This is a genomic window from Bacillus sp. SCT118, assembly GCF_058566435.1.
Window position 1 is genome coordinate 793,825 of record NZ_CP191225.1, and the last position, 15,251, is coordinate 809,075.

At 44.6% G+C, this 15,251-nt stretch carries 19 protein-coding genes, 1 other RNA gene and 1 pseudogene; 15 read left to right on the forward strand and 6 right to left on the reverse strand.

The window, feature by feature from the left end; genetic code table 11:
• Window positions 1-3: 3 nt before the first annotated feature.
• Entirely contained in the window at window positions 4-417 is a 414-nt protein-coding gene (locus tag ACQVGT_RS03925; RefSeq protein WP_015483696.1) for a DUF2283 domain-containing protein, read from the forward strand.
• Window positions 418-466: 49 nt separating this feature from the next.
• On the opposite strand, the pseudogene ACQVGT_RS03930 reads toward ACQVGT_RS03925, so the two are convergent.
• From ACQVGT_RS03930 to rghR, 4 genes and pseudogenes are all read right to left on the reverse strand, one after another.
• Window positions 467-769 (reverse strand): annotated as a pseudogene (locus ACQVGT_RS03930) (methyl-accepting transducer); the annotation flags it as partial.
• Between the two features lie 120 nt (window positions 770-889).
• A complete protein-coding gene (gene catR / locus ACQVGT_RS03935; protein WP_015384647.1) occupies window positions 890-1,216 on the reverse strand; it encodes a catDE operon transcriptional regulator CatR in 327 nt (108 codons plus the stop codon).
• A 91-nt stretch (window positions 1,217-1,307) separates the two neighbouring features.
• Window positions 1,308-1,727, reverse strand: a complete 420-nt coding sequence (locus tag ACQVGT_RS03940) for a helix-turn-helix domain-containing protein (RefSeq protein WP_046340265.1) — start codon at window positions 1,725-1,727, stop codon at window positions 1,308-1,310.
• Between the two features lie 29 nt (window positions 1,728-1,756).
• Window positions 1,757-2,164 carry a transcriptional repressor RghR gene (rghR, locus tag ACQVGT_RS03945; protein WP_003220034.1) on the reverse strand — a complete coding sequence of 136 codons (408 nt, stop codon included), beginning with the start codon at window positions 2,162-2,164 and terminating at the stop codon, window positions 1,757-1,759.
• A 151-nt stretch (window positions 2,165-2,315) separates the two neighbouring features.
• Here rghR and ACQVGT_RS03950 point away from each other — a divergent pair, with 151 nt between their 5' ends.
• Window positions 2,316-2,549 (forward strand): helix-turn-helix domain-containing protein, encoded by a 234-nt coding sequence (locus tag ACQVGT_RS03950; protein WP_009968172.1) that lies wholly within the window; start codon window positions 2,316-2,318, stop codon window positions 2,547-2,549.
• A 33-nt stretch (window positions 2,550-2,582) separates the two neighbouring features.
• Here the strand turns inward: ACQVGT_RS03950 and ACQVGT_RS03955 are convergent, their stop codons facing one another.
• On the reverse strand, window positions 2,583-3,356 hold the full coding sequence (locus ACQVGT_RS03955) for an alpha/beta fold hydrolase (protein ID WP_015384645.1): 774 nt from the start codon (window positions 3,354-3,356) through the stop codon (window positions 2,583-2,585).
• Window positions 3,357-3,504: 148 nt separating this feature from the next.
• Between ACQVGT_RS03955 and secG the strand changes: the two genes are divergently transcribed.
• From secG to azoRB, 11 genes are all read left to right on the forward strand, one after another.
• The gene (gene secG, locus ACQVGT_RS03960; RefSeq protein ID WP_003220028.1) at window positions 3,505-3,735 is read left to right on the forward strand and encodes a preprotein translocase subunit SecG; all 231 of its coding nucleotides are present in this window, start codon (window positions 3,505-3,507) and stop codon (window positions 3,733-3,735) included.
• Window positions 3,736-3,866: 131 nt separating this feature from the next.
• Complete coding sequence (locus tag ACQVGT_RS03965) at window positions 3,867-4,607, forward strand: alpha/beta hydrolase (protein WP_003242610.1); 741 nt, start codon at window positions 3,867-3,869, stop codon at window positions 4,605-4,607.
• Between the two features lie 18 nt (window positions 4,608-4,625).
• Window positions 4,626-6,965, forward strand: coding sequence for a ribonuclease R (gene rnr, locus ACQVGT_RS03970; RefSeq protein ID WP_003228386.1), 2,340 nt, complete (start codon window positions 4,626-4,628; stop codon window positions 6,963-6,965).
• Window positions 6,966-7,109: 144 nt separating this feature from the next.
• On the forward strand, window positions 7,110-7,580 hold the full coding sequence (gene smpB / locus ACQVGT_RS03975; protein WP_003220025.1) for an SsrA-binding protein: 471 nt from the start codon (window positions 7,110-7,112) through the stop codon (window positions 7,578-7,580).
• 176 nt (window positions 7,581-7,756) lie between these two features.
• Window positions 7,757-8,119: a transfer-messenger RNA gene (gene ssrA / locus ACQVGT_RS03980) on the forward strand.
• Window positions 8,120-8,301: 182 nt separating this feature from the next.
• Window positions 8,302-9,096 carry an SDR family NAD(P)-dependent oxidoreductase gene (locus ACQVGT_RS03985; protein WP_003228388.1) on the forward strand — a complete coding sequence of 265 codons (795 nt, stop codon included), beginning with the start codon at window positions 8,302-8,304 and terminating at the stop codon, window positions 9,094-9,096.
• 110 nt (window positions 9,097-9,206) lie between these two features.
• Window positions 9,207-9,779 (forward strand): TetR/AcrR family transcriptional regulator, encoded by a 573-nt coding sequence (locus ACQVGT_RS03990; RefSeq protein WP_015384644.1) that lies wholly within the window; start codon window positions 9,207-9,209, stop codon window positions 9,777-9,779.
• Window positions 9,776-10,135, forward strand: coding sequence for a DMT family transporter (locus ACQVGT_RS03995; protein ID WP_003228392.1), 360 nt, complete (start codon window positions 9,776-9,778; stop codon window positions 10,133-10,135). The genes ACQVGT_RS03990 and ACQVGT_RS03995 overlap by 4 nt, the downstream gene beginning before the upstream one ends.
• The gene (locus ACQVGT_RS04000) at window positions 10,132-10,533 is read left to right on the forward strand and encodes a YvaD family protein (RefSeq protein WP_003242541.1); all 402 of its coding nucleotides are present in this window, start codon (window positions 10,132-10,134) and stop codon (window positions 10,531-10,533) included. The genes ACQVGT_RS03995 and ACQVGT_RS04000 overlap by 4 nt, the downstream gene beginning before the upstream one ends.
• A gap of 165 nt (window positions 10,534-10,698) precedes the next feature.
• Window positions 10,699-12,594 carry an FUSC family protein gene (locus tag ACQVGT_RS04005; protein WP_015483693.1) on the forward strand — a complete coding sequence of 632 codons (1,896 nt, stop codon included), beginning with the start codon at window positions 10,699-10,701 and terminating at the stop codon, window positions 12,592-12,594.
• 158 nt (window positions 12,595-12,752) lie between these two features.
• A complete protein-coding gene (gene azoRB / locus ACQVGT_RS04010) occupies window positions 12,753-13,388 on the forward strand; it encodes an FMN-dependent NADH-azoreductase AzoRB (RefSeq protein WP_003243587.1) in 636 nt (211 codons plus the stop codon).
• 36 nt (window positions 13,389-13,424) lie between these two features.
• Here the strand turns inward: azoRB and iolW are convergent, their stop codons facing one another.
• On the reverse strand, window positions 13,425-14,501 hold the full coding sequence (gene iolW / locus ACQVGT_RS04015) for a scyllo-inositol 2-dehydrogenase (protein ID WP_015384641.1): 1,077 nt from the start codon (window positions 14,499-14,501) through the stop codon (window positions 13,425-13,427).
• Window positions 14,502-14,628: 127 nt separating this feature from the next.
• On the opposite strand from iolW, the gene csoR reads away from it, so the two are divergent.
• Both csoR and copZ read left to right on the forward strand, forming a co-directional pair.
• A complete protein-coding gene (gene csoR / locus ACQVGT_RS04020) occupies window positions 14,629-14,934 on the forward strand; it encodes a copper-sensing transcriptional repressor CsoR (RefSeq protein ID WP_015384640.1) in 306 nt (101 codons plus the stop codon).
• 74 nt (window positions 14,935-15,008) lie between these two features.
• Window positions 15,009-15,218, forward strand: coding sequence for a copper chaperone CopZ (gene copZ / locus ACQVGT_RS04025; RefSeq protein WP_003244260.1), 210 nt, complete (start codon window positions 15,009-15,011; stop codon window positions 15,216-15,218).
• The last annotated feature ends 33 nt before the right edge of the window (window positions 15,219-15,251 follow it).

Genomic DNA, 15,251 nt, shown 5'->3' on the forward strand with positions numbered 1-15,251 from the left:
CCCATGTATTCAAATTCGGCAATAACATATGATAAAGAAGCTGAGTTAGCTTATATTTATGTAATTCCTCCAATTAATCAACCATCTACAGTTGAGCTGACTGAGGATTTGGAAGTTAATGAAAATATTTCATTAGATATTAATAAGCAAAACTTAATAGTAGGTATGGAGATTTTCGGAGAATTAGCTAATGACATATCTAAATTAGCAGGTTCTAAAAAAATTTACAAAAAAACCGTTCGAAACAAAAAAGAAATTTATAGCTTTAGATTGTATGATTTGGAAACATCAAATTCGTTTGAATTTAATGGGATTTTATTCTGTTTTGCTGATGATAATTATGAAAAGTTTTTAGGTTACGATGTTATAGATATTGAGAAATATAAAGCAGAGTTATTAAATCAGTATACAATTTAGAACCTTTATTATGGACATATATACGCAGTGCATAATTTGCCCTCCTCGGCTAACCTCGACGAGGGTTTTTTTTATTAAACAGATCCATCTTCTCATTAAGCTCCTTCACCAGCTGTTCAAGCTCTTCGGCATTTTCAAGCACTTGATCCATCGAGTGGGCGGATTGCTCGGTAATCGAAAATGTTTCTTCAATGCCGGAGGCAGAATTTTCAGATACAGAAGCGATATTTTCAATCGACTGGTTTGTTAACTGCTTCAATCCATCCGTTACTTCCTTAATGCGGTCTGTCACGTGGGTGACGGATTGTTTGATATGCTGCATAGCCTGTCCGGTGTCTGTCAGATTTTCCGTTTCTGTTTTCCAAGTACTTAATAACATAAGAATTTTCTGAGCTGAGAAATCATTTTTCATTCGAAAAATAAAAACAGCTCCTTTTCTCGTTTCTGAGATCAGAGCTGTTTTAGTAATTAATTAAGAAAGAAAGGAAGGGTCAATCCATTCAGTCGCCCATTTAGAAATCTCACCTAGAATGGGGGCCAGTGCCTTTCCTTTATCAGTCAATGAATATTCGATGCGAACCGGAGTTTCAGGGATGACTTCCCGCTTCACTACTCCTTCAAGCTCAAGTTCTTTCAGCCGTTCTGACAGAACTCTGCCGCTTAGATTTGGAAGTGCTGCTTCAATTTCGCTAAATCGCTGAGACCCGTTCAAGAGCTGAAATACGATTAAAGCGACCCAGCGTTTACTTAAGATGTCGACTGCTTTTTCAAATCTAGGACACATTTCTGATTGGTTCATACTTTTCACCTCGTCTGTCCCTATTATAACGCAAATAAAGAGGGAGGGTATGCAAGCGTGATTGATAAAATATAGAAAGAGAAACAGGGGATTATGAGGAAGAGTCGCGTTTTTTTGCTTCTGAAGACAAAAAATCGAAGTATTTGCTGAGATTTTCAATATCCTGCTTTGAGAGATGTTCCCATTTTTGACTATTGAAAATCGAGAGGTGCTCCGCTCCGCGAGTGACAGCCGTCTGGTAAATGTCATAAACGGATTGATAGCTTTCAGATGCTTCGCGGATTTCTTCAGGAAAGGCCTGAATATGACCTGCGGCGGCCATGAGGTTTTCGTACGGCACTTTCAGGACGGCTGCCAGTTTTTTAATCGTGGCGGGTTTTGGCGTCCCGCGTTTGCCGTTTTCAATTTTTGAAATGGTGGCCGAGCTGATGCCTGAGTACACCGCAAGCTGATTCACTGTCAGTTTGCGGGCGCGGCGCAGCTCCCGTAATTGCTGTCCGAACGGTGACATGGTCTATCGCCTCACATTTCTATCAAGAGTCAGTCATCAGCAGACCGTTTTTTGGCTTCGTCTGAAATAAACGAAAAATAATGATCCAGCATGAGCAAATCTTCTTTATTGAGATATTGCCACTTTTCGTTCTCAAGAAGCGCAAGGTTTTTCAGGTCATAGGCCTCCGCTTTTTCAAGCAGCTTGCACTTCGTTTCATAAGGGGCCCTGGCTTCATGCACTTCTTCGATGTAACCAGCCTTGTACATAAGCCCCTCATAAGGAATTTTTAAGGCCTCTGCCAGTTTTTTGATGGTAGCAGGTTTGGGAACGCCCCGTTTTCCGTTTTCGATTCTGGAGATGCCGGCTGCGCTTACGCCTGAATAAGTCGCCAGCTGGTTGACTGTTAACTTTCTCTCTTCACGCAATGCCCGTAATTGTTCGCCAAAGCTTTCCATATATCTCACCCCGTCCCTCACTGTTACTCATATTTTAGTATGTTTATTGACTAAAGGGAATAGGTAGACTGGAAATGTATTGACAAAAGTTAACATAAGCCGTAATGTAAAAGTATAGAAAAAAGTTTTTCAGGAATGGAAGGTGAGGAAAGTGCCAGTAGAAAAGATACAGATTAGACGTGATTATGTCTTGCAGTATATGGTTAATAACGATTATTCCCTTAATCAGCTTGCGCTGGAAATCGGAGTCTCACCCGCCACACTGAGCCGCGTGCTGAATGGAGAAAGACGGCCGGGGCAGCTTGTGATTGGTAAAATGCTTCACTATTTTAATTTGAAATTTGAGGATCTTTTTTACTATGATTTTGTTGACAAAAGTCAATGAGATAGAGAAAACGCAAGGAGATCCAAGCGTTTTCTATCTTGAATGATGTGTCAGCACAAACCCTGTCACCAGCTCATTGCACGTTTTCCATTGTTTTGTCGGCAATTGATGTCCCTGATATTCCAATCTGAAAAATTCGGCATGTCTGCACGCTCTTCGGTAATAGCCTGCGTTTGTAAAGGTCCAGTCCCGCAGGCCGCCATACATAAACAGCATTGGCATGTTTAGGCGGGGCAGCTGTTCAATGCAGTTGTAGCCAAGTGAATCCAGATAATACTGATGCCAATGTGCCTGATCTGCTTTTTTCATATGGTCTGTTAATATGCTGCGAAGCTGTCTGTCTTTTGTGTGGCTGCCAGCGAGGATTTTCATGAGCAAACCGGGGTTTTTTTCAAGCAGATATATTCCCAGTTTGTGCAGCTTCTGGCCGATTACGTTATGAACAGCGGGGTAGGCGCCGGACAGAATAAGGTGTGACACTTTGTCCGGGCGGGTGAAGCCGATATGCTGCGCGATTAAGCCTCCGGCAGAATACCCGAATAACACAGCTTTATCAATGTGCAAAGCGTCCATGAATTGCACGATCTCGTTTGCGTAATAGGAAATAGACGCTGGCTGATCGATGTGATCACTATCACCGTGGCCGCTTAAATCGGGAAAAATCACCCTGAAATGCTTGGATAGAAGGCGCTGATAATAAAAAACCTTGCGTCCCATGCCCGGCGGGTGGATAAAAATGATAGGGATTCCCTGTCCATATTCTTCATAAAAAAGATGTTTCCTGCTGTCTATGCTGATAAGCGGCATCGCTTTTCTCCTTTGACCTTTTCATATAAATAGGGTAACCAAGATAAAACGTCTTATCCGGCCTTTTGGCGTCTGATACAGCGTGACATGCCAACCCTTTTCATGTAAAATAGAAGTAATGTAGCCAGTGAGTCTGGAGGTGTATGGGATGCACGCAGTTTTGATTACCTTATTGGTTATCGTCAGCATTGCACTTATTATTGTCGTTTTGCTTCAATCCAGTAAAAGCGCCGGATTATCTGGTGCGATTTCAGGCGGAGCGGAGCAGCTCTTCGGGAAACAAAAAGCAAGAGGTCTTGATTTAATTTTGCACCGCATTACGGTAGTGCTGGCAGTCTTGTTTTTCGTGTTAACGATTGCGCTTGCTTATATCCTATAGGGCAATGTTTGTATAAGGTCTGATGTGAAGTCAGGCCTTTTTCACGTTTCTTGATGATATTCAAAACGTTTTTTTCTGATTAAACTGTGGAAAACTAAAATGATCGTGCAGATAGAAAGGGAGACATGAGCATGAAAGTTGTGACACCAAAACCATTTACATTTAAAGGCGGAGACAAAGCGGTGCTTTTGCTGCATGGCTTTACAGGAAATACAGCGGATGTAAGGATGCTGGGACGATATTTGAATGAACGCGGCTATACGTGCCACGCGCCTCAATATGAAGGACATGGCGTCCCGCCTGAAGAACTTGTACATACGGGGCCCGAAGACTGGTGGAAAAACGTAATGGATGGCTATGAATACTTAAAATCTGAAGGCTATGAGAGCATTGCTGCCTGCGGACTGTCGCTTGGCGGGGTTTTTTCGCTGAAATTGGGTTACACTGTACCCATAAAGGGAATTGTCCCAATGTGCGCACCGATGCATATTAAGAGTGAAGAGGTCATGTATCAAGGCGTTCTTTCATACGCTCGCAATTACAAAAAGTTTGAGGGGAAAAGCCCTGAGCAAATTGAAGAGGAAATGAAAGAATTCGAAAAAACGCCGATGAATACCCTCAAGGCGCTGCAAGACTTAATTGCTGATGTGCGGAATAATGTCGATATGATTTATTCACCGACATTTGTGGTGCAGGCCCGTCATGACCACATGATTAATACCGAAAGCGCCAATATTATTTACAACGAAGTGGAAACTGATGATAAACAGCTGAAATGGTACGAGGAATCAGGGCATGTCATTACACTCGACAAAGAACGTGACCTCGTCCATCAGGATGTGTATGAATTTTTAGAGAAGCTCGATTGGTAATCAACAGGAGGTCGGATAATGGAAAAAGAAGCATTTATGGAAAAGCTTCTCTCGTTTATGAAGGAAGAGGCGTACAAACCTCTGACCGTTCAGGAACTTGAGGAGATGTTAAATATTACGGAAGCCGAGGAGTTTAAAGAGCTCGTCAAAGCGTTAGTCGCCTTGGAAGAAAAAGGGCTTATCGTACGGACGAGAAGCGACCGCTACGGCATTCCGGAGAAGATGAATTTAATAAAAGGAAAGATTTCAGCCCATGCGAAAGGATTCGCCTTTTTGCTGCCTGAGGATACGTCGTTAAGTGATGTGTTTATTCCGCCTAATGAGCTGAATACGGCAATGAACGGCGATATCGTCATGGTGCGTCTGAACTCACAGTCAAGCGGCTCCAGGCAGGAAGGAACCGTCATACGGATTTTAGAAAGAGCGATTCAGCGGGTTGTCGGCACGTATACAGAAACGAGAAACTTCGGCTTTGTCATTCCGGACGACAAAAAAATCACGAGTGACATCTTCATTCCGAAAAATGGGAAAAATGGAGCTGCGGAAGGGCATAAGGTTGTTGTCAAGCTGACGAGCTATCCTGAAGGCCGCATGAACGCAGAGGGTGAGGTTGAAACCATTCTCGGCCACAAAAACGACCCGGGCATTGATATTTTATCGGTCATTCATAAGCACGGCCTGCCGGGAGAATTTCCAGCTGACGCGATGGAACAGGCATCAAGTACGCCTGACACTATCGATGAAAAAGATCTGAAAGACCGCCGTGATCTCCGTGACCAGGTGATTGTCACCATTGATGGTGCGGATGCGAAGGATTTGGATGATGCAGTTACCGTGACGAAGCTTGATGATGGAAGCTACAAGCTTGGCGTTCACATAGCTGATGTCAGCCATTACGTAACCGAAAACTCGCCGATTGACAAAGAAGCGCTTGAAAGAGGGACAAGTGTGTATCTGGTTGACCGTGTCATCCCGATGATTCCGCACAGATTGTCAAACGGCATCTGCTCCTTAAATCCAAAGGTTGACCGCCTGACGCTTTCTTGTGAAATGACAATTAACAGTCAGGGACAGGTGACAGAGCACGAGATCTTCCAAAGTGTCATCAAAACAACGGAAAGAATGACATATTCAGATGTGAATAAAATTCTTGTTGACGATGATGAAGAGCTGAAGCAAAAATACGAGCCTCTTGTTCCGATGTTCAAAGACATGGAGCGCCTGGCTCAAATTCTTCGCGATAAGCGGATGGACCGCGGCGCCGTTGACTTTGATTTTAAAGAAGCAAAGGTGCTTGTTGATGACGAAGGAGCGGTTAAAGACGTTGTGATCAGAGAACGCTCTGTCGCCGAGAAGCTGATTGAAGAATTTATGCTTGTGGCAAACGAAACAGTGGCGGAGCATTTCCATTGGATGAATGTCCCGTTTATATACCGGATTCACGAAGAGCCGAATGCTGAAAAGCTGCAAAAGTTTTTAGAATTTGTGACGACTTTTGGCTATGTGGTGAAAGGAACGGCGGGGAATATTCATCCGCGCGCGCTGCAAAGCATTCTGGACGCTGTGCGTGACAGACCAGAGGAAACGGTTATATCTACTGTTATGCTCCGTTCGATGAAACAGGCGAAATACGACCCGCAAAGCTTGGGGCACTTCGGTCTGTCAACGGAATTCTATACGCATTTCACATCGCCGATCCGCCGTTACCCGGACTTAATCGTTCACCGTCTGATCAGAACGTATTTGATCAACGGCAAAGTCGATGAAGCGACACAGGAAAAGTGGGCTGAACGCCTGCCGGATATCGCCGAACATACATCATCTATGGAGCGCCGTGCAGTTGACGCCGAGCGTGAGACGGATGATCTGAAAAAAGCGGAATACATGCTTGATAAAATCGGTGAAGAGTTTGACGGCATGATCAGCTCTGTGACAAACTTCGGAATGTTCGTCGAGCTGCCGAATACAATTGAAGGACTCGTCCATGTCAGCTTTATGACAGATGACTACTACCGCTTTGACGAACAGCATTTCGCAATGATTGGCGAGCGGACAGGCAACGTCTTCCGCATCGGGGATGAAATCACAGTCAAGGTTGTCGATGTCAATAAAGATGAGCGCAATATCGACTTTGAAATTGTCGGCATGAAGGGCACTCCGCGGCGTCCGAGAGAATTGGACAGCAGCCGGAGCAGAAAACGCGGAAAGCCTGCCAGAAAACGTGTTCAAAGCACCAATACACCTGTTTCTCCAGCTCCGTCTGAGGAAAAAGGGGAGTGGTTCACTAAGCCGAAGAAGAAAAAGAAAAAACGCGGCTTCCAGAATGCTCCGAAACAGAAACGGAAAAAGAAGAAATAGCAGCTCAACCAGCAAATAGGGCCGCAGCGCTCTATTTGCTTTCTTTCGGAAACAGCTTTTCATTGTAGCAGTACGTGACATTTGGTAAAATAGAGCGTATCGCAAAAGGTGGACAGTTTTTCCTTAGAGAGAGGAGGTTCTGGCATGCCAAAAGGGTCAGGAAAAGTATTATCTCAAAATAAGAAAGCCAACCACGATTATTTTATAGAAGAAACCTATGAAACAGGCATCGTTCTGCAAGGAACAGAAATCAAATCGATTCGCGCCGGCCGCGTAAACCTTAAGGATTCCTTCGCCAAAATCGAACGGGGAGAAGTGTTTCTCCACAATATGCACGTCAGCCCATATGAGCAGGGAAACCGCTATAACCACGATCCGCTACGGACAAGAAAGCTGTTAATGCACCGCAAGGAGATTAATAAGCTGATCGGGTTAACAAAGGAAAAAGGCTATTCTCTCGTTCCGCTGAAGCTGTATTTAAAAAATGGCTTTGCCAAAGTGCTTCTCGGCCTTGGAAAAGGGAAGAAAAACTATGACAAACGGGAAGACCTGAAGCGCAAGGACGCGAAGCGGGAAATCGAAAGAGCGTTCAGAGACAGTCAAAAAGGCTTCTAAAGGCATAGTGCTTGATTCGAAAATCAGGCCTGTGCTATACTGTGTTCACGATCAGATCACGTCGCTATTCATTTGAAGGATTTGACAATTGAAAAGAGCCGTGATCATGTTATAATAAGACTATAGCCAGTTTGAGTGAGAGCTTGATATTTTCTCCCGTATTTCCCTTATACCAAGGGGACGTTACGGATTCGACAGGGATGGATCGAGCTTGAGCTGCGAGCCGAGAGGCGATCTCGTAAACACGCACTTAAATATAACTGGCAAAACTAACAGTTTTAACCAAAACGTAGCATTAGCTGCCTAATAAGCGCAGCGAGCTCTTCCTGACATTGCCTATGTGTCTGTGAAGAGCACATCCAAGTAGGCTACGCTTGCGTTCCCGTCTGAGAACGTAAGAAGAGATGAACAGACTAGCTCTCGGAAGGCCCGCCCGCAGGCAAGAAGATGAGTGAAACCATAAATATGCAGGCTACGCTCGTAGACGCTTAAGTAATCGATGTTTCTGGACGTGGGTTCGACTCCCACCGTCTCCATACATACTGACAATAAAGCAGAACCTCTCAAGAGGTTCTGCTTTATTTTTTCTCCAAACCACAGGCACCAAAAAGTGCGTACTTCCATTTCAATCCCAGCTGTTTCATACTGATTGCAGAGCAGATGTTTCACCAATCAGATTTCTGTCAATAAATAAGAGGAACCAAAAACGGAGGGATGAATAATGAAGCTGAATTTACAAGGAAAAACTGCACTGGTGACCGGTTCGACATCTGGGATCGGAAAAGCTATTGCCTCTTCGTTAGCTGAAGAAGGTGCGGCAGTGATCATTAACGGACGCCGGGAAGAGAAAGTGAATCAGACGATAGATGAACTGAAAACACAACATGCTGAAGCGGTTCTTTATCCGGCCGCATTTGATTTGGGAACTGAAGAAGGCTGCAATGAGCTGTTTCAGGCATATCCAGAGGTTGATATTTTGGTCAACAATTTAGGGATTTTTGAACCGGCGGAGTACTTTGATATTCCCGACGATGAATGGTTTCGTTTTTTTGAAGTGAATATTATGAGCGGTGTAAGGCTGACACGCAGGTATTTGCATAACATGATAGAGAAAAAAGAAGGGCGTGTGATTTTCATTGCCAGTGAAGCGGCGATTATGCCGTCACAGGAAATGGCCCATTACAGTGCGACAAAAACGATGCAGCTGTCCATTTCCCGCAGTTTGGCGGAGCTGGCAACCGGCACGAATGTCACAGTCAACACCGTCATGCCGGGCTCTACCTTAACAGAGGGTGTGGAAACCATGCTGAACTCGCTGTATCCTGGTGAAAACCTGACTGTTCAAGAAGCTGAGGCACGTTTTATGAAAGAAAACCGGCCGACATCTATTATTCAAAGACTGATCCGTCCGGAAGAAATCGCCCACTTCGTTACATTTTTAAGCAGCCCGCTTTCCTCTGCGATCAATGGCGCGGCACTTCGGGCAGACGGCGGTTTGGTCCGCAGTGTCTTTTAAACCTCTCCCAACAGGAGAGGTTTTTTTATATATTGTTGATTTCCATAAATTTCTGCCGTATAATATTGGTACTGAAATAGTTTTATTGGTACCGAAAGCGGGGGATTAATGTGGAAAAAAGAATTATGGCGGAAACCATCCGGCTGATCAAGCAGAAAGGATTTTCATTAACGATGAATGATTTGGCGGCAGCGCTGGGAACGAGCAAGCGGACGCTCTATGCATATTATTCATCTAAAGATCAGCTTGTTGAGGCGGTTGTCGAACAATTTATAGCTGAAATGAAGCAAATAGAAAGAGACATCTATGAAAATGAAAGTTTAAATGTGCTCCAAAAGGTGAAAAAAATGCTGATCAGCCTTCCGCAGGGGATGGAACTGCTGAACATGGGATTATTAAATGAACTAAAGAAATACCATTACGATGCGTGGCTTACATTAGACGCGTTTATTAAGGAAGAATGGGCGATTGTCCTGGCATTATTAAACGAGTGCAAACAGCAAAAGAGAATCAGAAACATCAATCCGGACCTGTTTGTTCACATGTATATAGGGAGCATCAACCAAGTGTATGACCCTGAATATCCGCTGAAACATCAGTTCACGACAGGAGAGGTTCTTGAATCAATTGTAGATGTTTTGTTTAACGGTATAACAGCTGATGAGGAGGCTGATGCGACGTGAATTGGGTGTTTCTATGCTTGGCGATTTTGTTTGAAGTTGCGGGAACGGTCAGCATGAAGCTATCGTCCGGTTTTACAAAGCTTATTCCCAGTTTGCTGTTGATTTTCTTTTATGGAGGGAGTCTTTTCTTTCTGACGCTTACGCTTAAATCCATTGATGTATCAGTTGCTTATGCTGTATGGTCAGGGATGGGAATTGTCCTGATTACAGTCGTTGGTTTTTTGTTTTTTCAAGAACATGTTAGTGTCATGAAAGTCATTTCAATTGGATTGATTATTGCCGGTGTTGTGTCTTTAAACCTGATCGAGCATGCTGCGGTGTCTGAGCCGGTACATAAAAGCGGGCAGTACAAATGAGATATATGAAGCTGTTTTTTCTCGTGACTGATATCGGTTTTATCTTGTACTGGCTGTCAGCCGGATTTTCGCTCATACCGGAAAGCTGGGCTTTTAAACATCATGACCATCCGTTTATGATCGCTTGGAACTGGTCTTTTTTTCCGCTGGATATCCTGATTTCTGTCACAGGGTTATACAGCTTGTACCTACAGCGGGTGAATCGTGCTGACTGGAAGCTGATGGCGCTGATTTCTCTTGTGCTGACCTGTTGTTCAGGTCTGCAGGCGCTATCATTCTGGACATTCAGCAGTGACTTTGATCTTGTGTGGTGGCTGTTTAATGGGTATCTATTGATTTATCCTTTATTTTTTATTCACCTGCTCTTGAAGGAAGGCAGAAGGACAAAACAGTCCTGACAGGTGCCGCTTTTATGATAATAAACTGATGTAATGAAGCAGAGACGGTATAAGTCTCTGTTTTTTTATCGGGCGCACCAATTGAGAAGCTAACCGCGTTTTTGGGCACACTAAAGCGAAGAAACGGGAAAAGTTCTACACATTCATTGAAAAGGATTTTGTCAAATGAACAAAACTGCTGCGAACAATCAAAGAATCATGCCTATCGTGAAGGATGCCTTTCGCATTCATGCAAATCCATTTCCTTGGAAAAAGGCTATCGGATCAGGTTTCGCTTCAGGGTTTCCTGTGCTGGTCGGTGCATTGGCAGGTCACACGGATTACGGATTAATTGCAAGTATCGGAGGCTTTGTTTATTTATATGCGGGCGGTGAATCGTACAAAAAGCGCGCCATGAAGCTGCTCTTGGTTTCCTTTGGGATCGCCCTCTCATTTGGTTTAGGGACGCTTTTGTCCGGGACGCTTTGGATGATGTCGGCTGTTTTGGGGCTGATCGGTGCAGCGGCGATGTTTATTTTTAGCACGCTCGGCATTCAAGGCCCTGCGCCAATGTTTTTTGTCCTTGCCTTTTTAGTCAGTTCCGGGCTGCCGGCCGATCCTTCACAAGCGCTGTTCAGAGCGGGACTGACGTTTCTCGGAGGCATTTTCGCCATGGGCATCGCGCTAATCGGCTGGTTATGGAACAAGCATGGGCCGGAGGGAGCGGTGCTGCAAAAAACATATCATCAGCTGGCTGCATGTCTTTCAGCCGTCGGAACGCCAGGTTTTCATAATGCACAGCATCAGACGGTGCTCATGCTTAGAACAGCCCGCCAAACGGTTCTTGGGAAAGGGGATAAATGGAAAAAATCGCAGCATGATGAACGATTTTTCCGCCTCCTTGAAAAAGCTGACGATATATTCATTGCCATTATTCATTTTTCAGCTGAAACGCCGGACAGAGAGACCGCGCAGATTGAAAAGGCACTTCGCCAAACCGGAGATATGCTTGCGAATGCACGGGTTTTCAATACGTTTCAGATTAATGAAAATGAATCTGAGTCTAGGCGGAAGCTGTTTGAAGAAATCAATGAGGTTTTGCATATCGCTTCAGGACGTTTTGATAAGCAGCTTGACGGAGAACCGAGCCGCCTGCCATCCTCTTTTTACTTTTTGAGAAATGCCTTTGACTGGAAGTCTCCGGTTTTGATTAGAGCGTTAAAGTACGGAATTGTTCTGTTTGCCGCCGATATGTTTGCCCTCGCATTCGGCTTTGCACGCTCCTATTGGATTCCGCTTTCGGCAGCAGCAGTCATGCTTGGCACTACTGTTGTTTTTACGCTTCACAGGGCTATTCAGCGTTCGGCCGGAACGGTGATCGGGGTAATGCTGGCTGGCGCAATCCTGTTTTTTAAGCCGGGCGGTGTTTATATTGCGTTATGTATTGCAGCGCTGCAATGTCTTCTTGAGATGCTGATCGTCCGCAATTATGCGCTGGCTGTTCCCTTTTTAACCGCAAATGCGCTTGTTATCACAGAAAGTATGCATGGCGGCGCGGGAGCCGGTTATTTTATGATAGCGAGGCTGACGGACGTAGCTGTCGGCAGCGTGATCGGGCTATTGGGAACAATGCTTTTGTGGCGGCGGTTTTCAACAAAGCGGCTGCCTGAACTGATGAGGAACGTCATCCGGTTGGAAGGGCAGTTTATGGAGAAACTGTTAACCGGGCAGAAAGCCGACGAACACAAGTTAAGGGTGAGCCTTGTCAGGCTTCGGGATGCGTATGACAAGGCGCTTGGAGAGTTTCCTCATGCGAATGCTGATGCGCTCTGGCCTGCCATTTCCGGTGCTCAGCACTTAGGGTACTATTTGCTCTCGGCCCAAGCTCACCGCCGTCCGCCTGCTCCGTTTTCTGATGAAGAGATCAACCAGCTGCGGGCGTTTTTTGAACAGGCTCAGCAATCCTTTATCATGAAAAGGATACCTGCGGATATTCAAGTGCCGCATGTTCCTCATTATCCTCGAATCAGTAAAGAATTGTCCGCGCTGTATTTAGGCTTGAGAACAGCTTTTGAAAAGTAAGCTGTTTGGAAAGTTAAATAATCTTTAATTCGAGATGTTTTACTTGAAAGTAAATTTCTTTGTCTCTATAATAAAGTCTAAGAGAGACAGAATAATCATTATGCATCTGTATGATAATAATTGGTGTGTGATTTTTAAAAACGAAAGGGCTGGTAAAAATGGCAAAAGTATTATATATCACTGCTCATCCGCATGACGAAGCAACTTCGTACAGTATGGCAACAGGTAAAGCATTTATCGAATCTTACAAAGAAGCAAATCCAAATGATGAAGTTGTACATATCGATTTGTACAAAGAAAACATCCCGCACATTGACGCAGATGTATTCAGCGGATGGGGAAAGCTTCAGTCAGGTACAGGCTTTGAAGAGCTTTCTGAAAGCGAAAAAGCGAAAGTAGGCCGTTTGGGAGAGCTTAGCGATCAATTTGCATCAGCTGATAAGTACGTATTTGTTACTCCTTTATGGAACTTCTCATTCCCGCCAGTGATGAAAGCGTATCTCGATTCTGTTGCTGTTGCAGGAAAATCATTCAAATACACAGAACAAGGTCCTGTCGGCTTGTTAACTGATAAAAAAGCAATTCATATCCAAGCGCGCGGCGGCTACTATTCAGAAGGCCCTGCGGCTGAGATGGAAATGGGGCACCGCTACATCGGCATCATGATGAACTTCTTCGGCGTACCATCATTCGATGGCATTTTCGTAGAGGGACATAATGCGGAGCCCGATAAAGCACAGCAAATCAAAGAAGACGCGATTGCGCGTGCGAAAGAAGCAGGAAAAACATTCTAATGAAAAAGCCTCCCCTTATTTGGGGAGGCTTTTGTTTTATTGCTCCAGCATAATGGTTCGTTTCTCTTTACTGCTTTTCATTGCGGCTTCAATGATGCGGATGACATCAATACCTTCCTCAGCAGTGACTGGCAGCGCAGCACCTTCCCGTATGCTTTCCGCTATTTTACGGTAATAGGTAAGGTAGGAGCCATTTACTGATGGAATCGTTTCTGTTTTTTTGTCGGAGCCATGAATGGTTGTAAGCTGTCCGTAAAACTTCGGATCATCCGCACCCCAGCTGTCATCCTCTGGTTTTCTTCCCGCTCTGAGTGCGTCTTCCTGTCCATCAATTCCGTATTTGATAAAGCTGGAATCTTTTCCATGGATTTGATAACGAGGTCCGTTTGCCGGAACGATTGATCCTCCGTATAGAATGGCTTGAAGCTTGCCATAATCCAGGGTTAAATGAAAATAGTCAACCGTTTCGGCATTTTCCCGCTGAGCCATCACGTTTGCAGTCACGGCTTTAGGCATCCCAAATAAATGCAGGGTTTGGTCTATGATGTGGGAGCCGAGATCATATAGCGTACCAGTGGCAGTGCCTTCTTTTTCCCGCCACCGCGCTTGAATTTCAGGTCTGTAGCGGTCATAGGATACTTGATATGTATTGATATCTTCAAGGGATCCCTCAGAGATCAGCTTTTTAATCGTTAAAAAATCGTTATCCCAGCGTCGGTTATGATATACGCTTAATAATACGCCTTTTTCATCGGCAGCCCTTTTTAATGTTTCCCCCTCTTCGGCCGTTGCTGTCATTGGTTTTTCCATCACAACATGTTTTCCGGCCTGTATGCATGCCATAGCATGCTCGTAATGAAGGCCGCTCGGGGTGGTGACAATGACAAGCTCAATGGCAGGGTCATTTGTGATTTCCTCAAGCTCATGCACAACCTCAGCATCTGGAAAATCCCGATTCACTTCTTCTGTCCGTGATGTCATGATTTTGCTGATGTGATACTCATCCAGAACAGCCAGCAGCGGCCCGTGAAAAACAGAACCGGACAATCCGTATCCTAATATCCCAACCTTTATTGTATCCACTTTTCTTCTCCCCTTTAAAAGCGTTTTCATCAGAAGTATATACCCTCCTGATCAAATGGTAAAACCAAACTGATTCATTTTTTGCGGCGGCATGCTTAGACAACCGTTTGGACAATCAGTATAATGGGAATTAATATCATTAAACAGAGGTGTACGCATGGAAAAGCATAACGAACATAAAACATTAAACCATAAAAGCTCGAAAGAAAAAGAACAGATTACAAACCGGCTAAAGCGGATTGAGGGCCAGGTCAGAGGCATTCAAAACATGGTGGAAAACGACAGATATTGTGTAGATATTCTTGTGCAGATTTCAGCTGTTCAGGCGGCAATGAAAAATGTGGCACTTCATTTGCTTGAGGATCATGCCCATCATTGTGTAGCAGATGCCATCAAAAGCGGAGACGGGGAACAGGCCATTTCTGAGCTTTTGGACGTATTTAAAAAGTTCACAAAATCATAAAGCGTTTTTTTATTGTAATACCCTACGGGGGTATGGTAGGATGAAAACAGAAAGAATAAACAGGAGGAATTGATATGGAACAAAAAACATTGCAAGTTGAAGGAATGTCTTGTCAGCACTGCGTCAAAGCAGTAGAAACAAGCGTAGGAGAACTGGACGGCGTCAGTGCCGTTCATGTCAATCTGGAAGCGGGTAAAGTCGATGTTTCGTTTGATGCTGACAAAGTATCAGTCAAAGATATTGCGGATGCGATAGAAGATCAGGGCTATGATGTAGCCAAGTGATTCAAGGTATCGCGCCTTTAGGGAGGCGCGATA

Excerpts from the sequence above, each read along its gene's own strand:
- ACQVGT_RS03925 (WP_015483696.1), top strand. The coding sequence starts at position 4 with ATGTATTCAAATTCGGCAATAACATATGATAAAGAAGCTGAGTTAGCT.
- catR (WP_015384647.1), bottom strand. The coding sequence starts at position 1,216 with ATGAACCAATCAGAAATGTGTCCTAGATTTGAAAAAGCAGTCGACATC.
- ACQVGT_RS03940 (WP_046340265.1), bottom strand. The coding sequence starts at position 1,727 with ATGTCACCGTTCGGACAGCAATTACGGGAGCTGCGCCGCGCCCGCAAA.
- rghR (WP_003220034.1), bottom strand. The coding sequence starts at position 2,164 with ATGGAAAGCTTTGGCGAACAATTACGGGCATTGCGTGAAGAGAGAAAG.
- ACQVGT_RS03955 (WP_015384645.1), bottom strand. The coding sequence starts at position 3,356 with ATGCCGCTTATCAGCATAGACAGCAGGAAACATCTTTTTTATGAAGAA.
- secG (WP_003220028.1), top strand. The coding sequence starts at position 3,505 with ATGCACGCAGTTTTGATTACCTTATTGGTTATCGTCAGCATTGCACTT.
- ACQVGT_RS03965 (WP_003242610.1), top strand. The coding sequence starts at position 3,867 with ATGAAAGTTGTGACACCAAAACCATTTACATTTAAAGGCGGAGACAAA.
- rnr (WP_003228386.1), top strand. The coding sequence starts at position 4,626 with ATGGAAAAAGAAGCATTTATGGAAAAGCTTCTCTCGTTTATGAAGGAA.
- smpB (WP_003220025.1), top strand. The coding sequence starts at position 7,110 with ATGCCAAAAGGGTCAGGAAAAGTATTATCTCAAAATAAGAAAGCCAAC.
- ACQVGT_RS03985 (WP_003228388.1), top strand. The coding sequence starts at position 8,302 with ATGAAGCTGAATTTACAAGGAAAAACTGCACTGGTGACCGGTTCGACA.
- ACQVGT_RS04000 (WP_003242541.1), top strand. The coding sequence starts at position 10,132 with ATGAGATATATGAAGCTGTTTTTTCTCGTGACTGATATCGGTTTTATC.
- ACQVGT_RS04005 (WP_015483693.1), top strand. The coding sequence starts at position 10,699 with ATGAACAAAACTGCTGCGAACAATCAAAGAATCATGCCTATCGTGAAG.
- azoRB (WP_003243587.1), top strand. The coding sequence starts at position 12,753 with ATGGCAAAAGTATTATATATCACTGCTCATCCGCATGACGAAGCAACT.
- iolW (WP_015384641.1), bottom strand. The coding sequence starts at position 14,501 with ATGAAAACGCTTTTAAAGGGGAGAAGAAAAGTGGATACAATAAAGGTT.
- csoR (WP_015384640.1), top strand. The coding sequence starts at position 14,629 with ATGGAAAAGCATAACGAACATAAAACATTAAACCATAAAAGCTCGAAA.
- copZ (WP_003244260.1), top strand. The coding sequence starts at position 15,009 with ATGGAACAAAAAACATTGCAAGTTGAAGGAATGTCTTGTCAGCACTGC.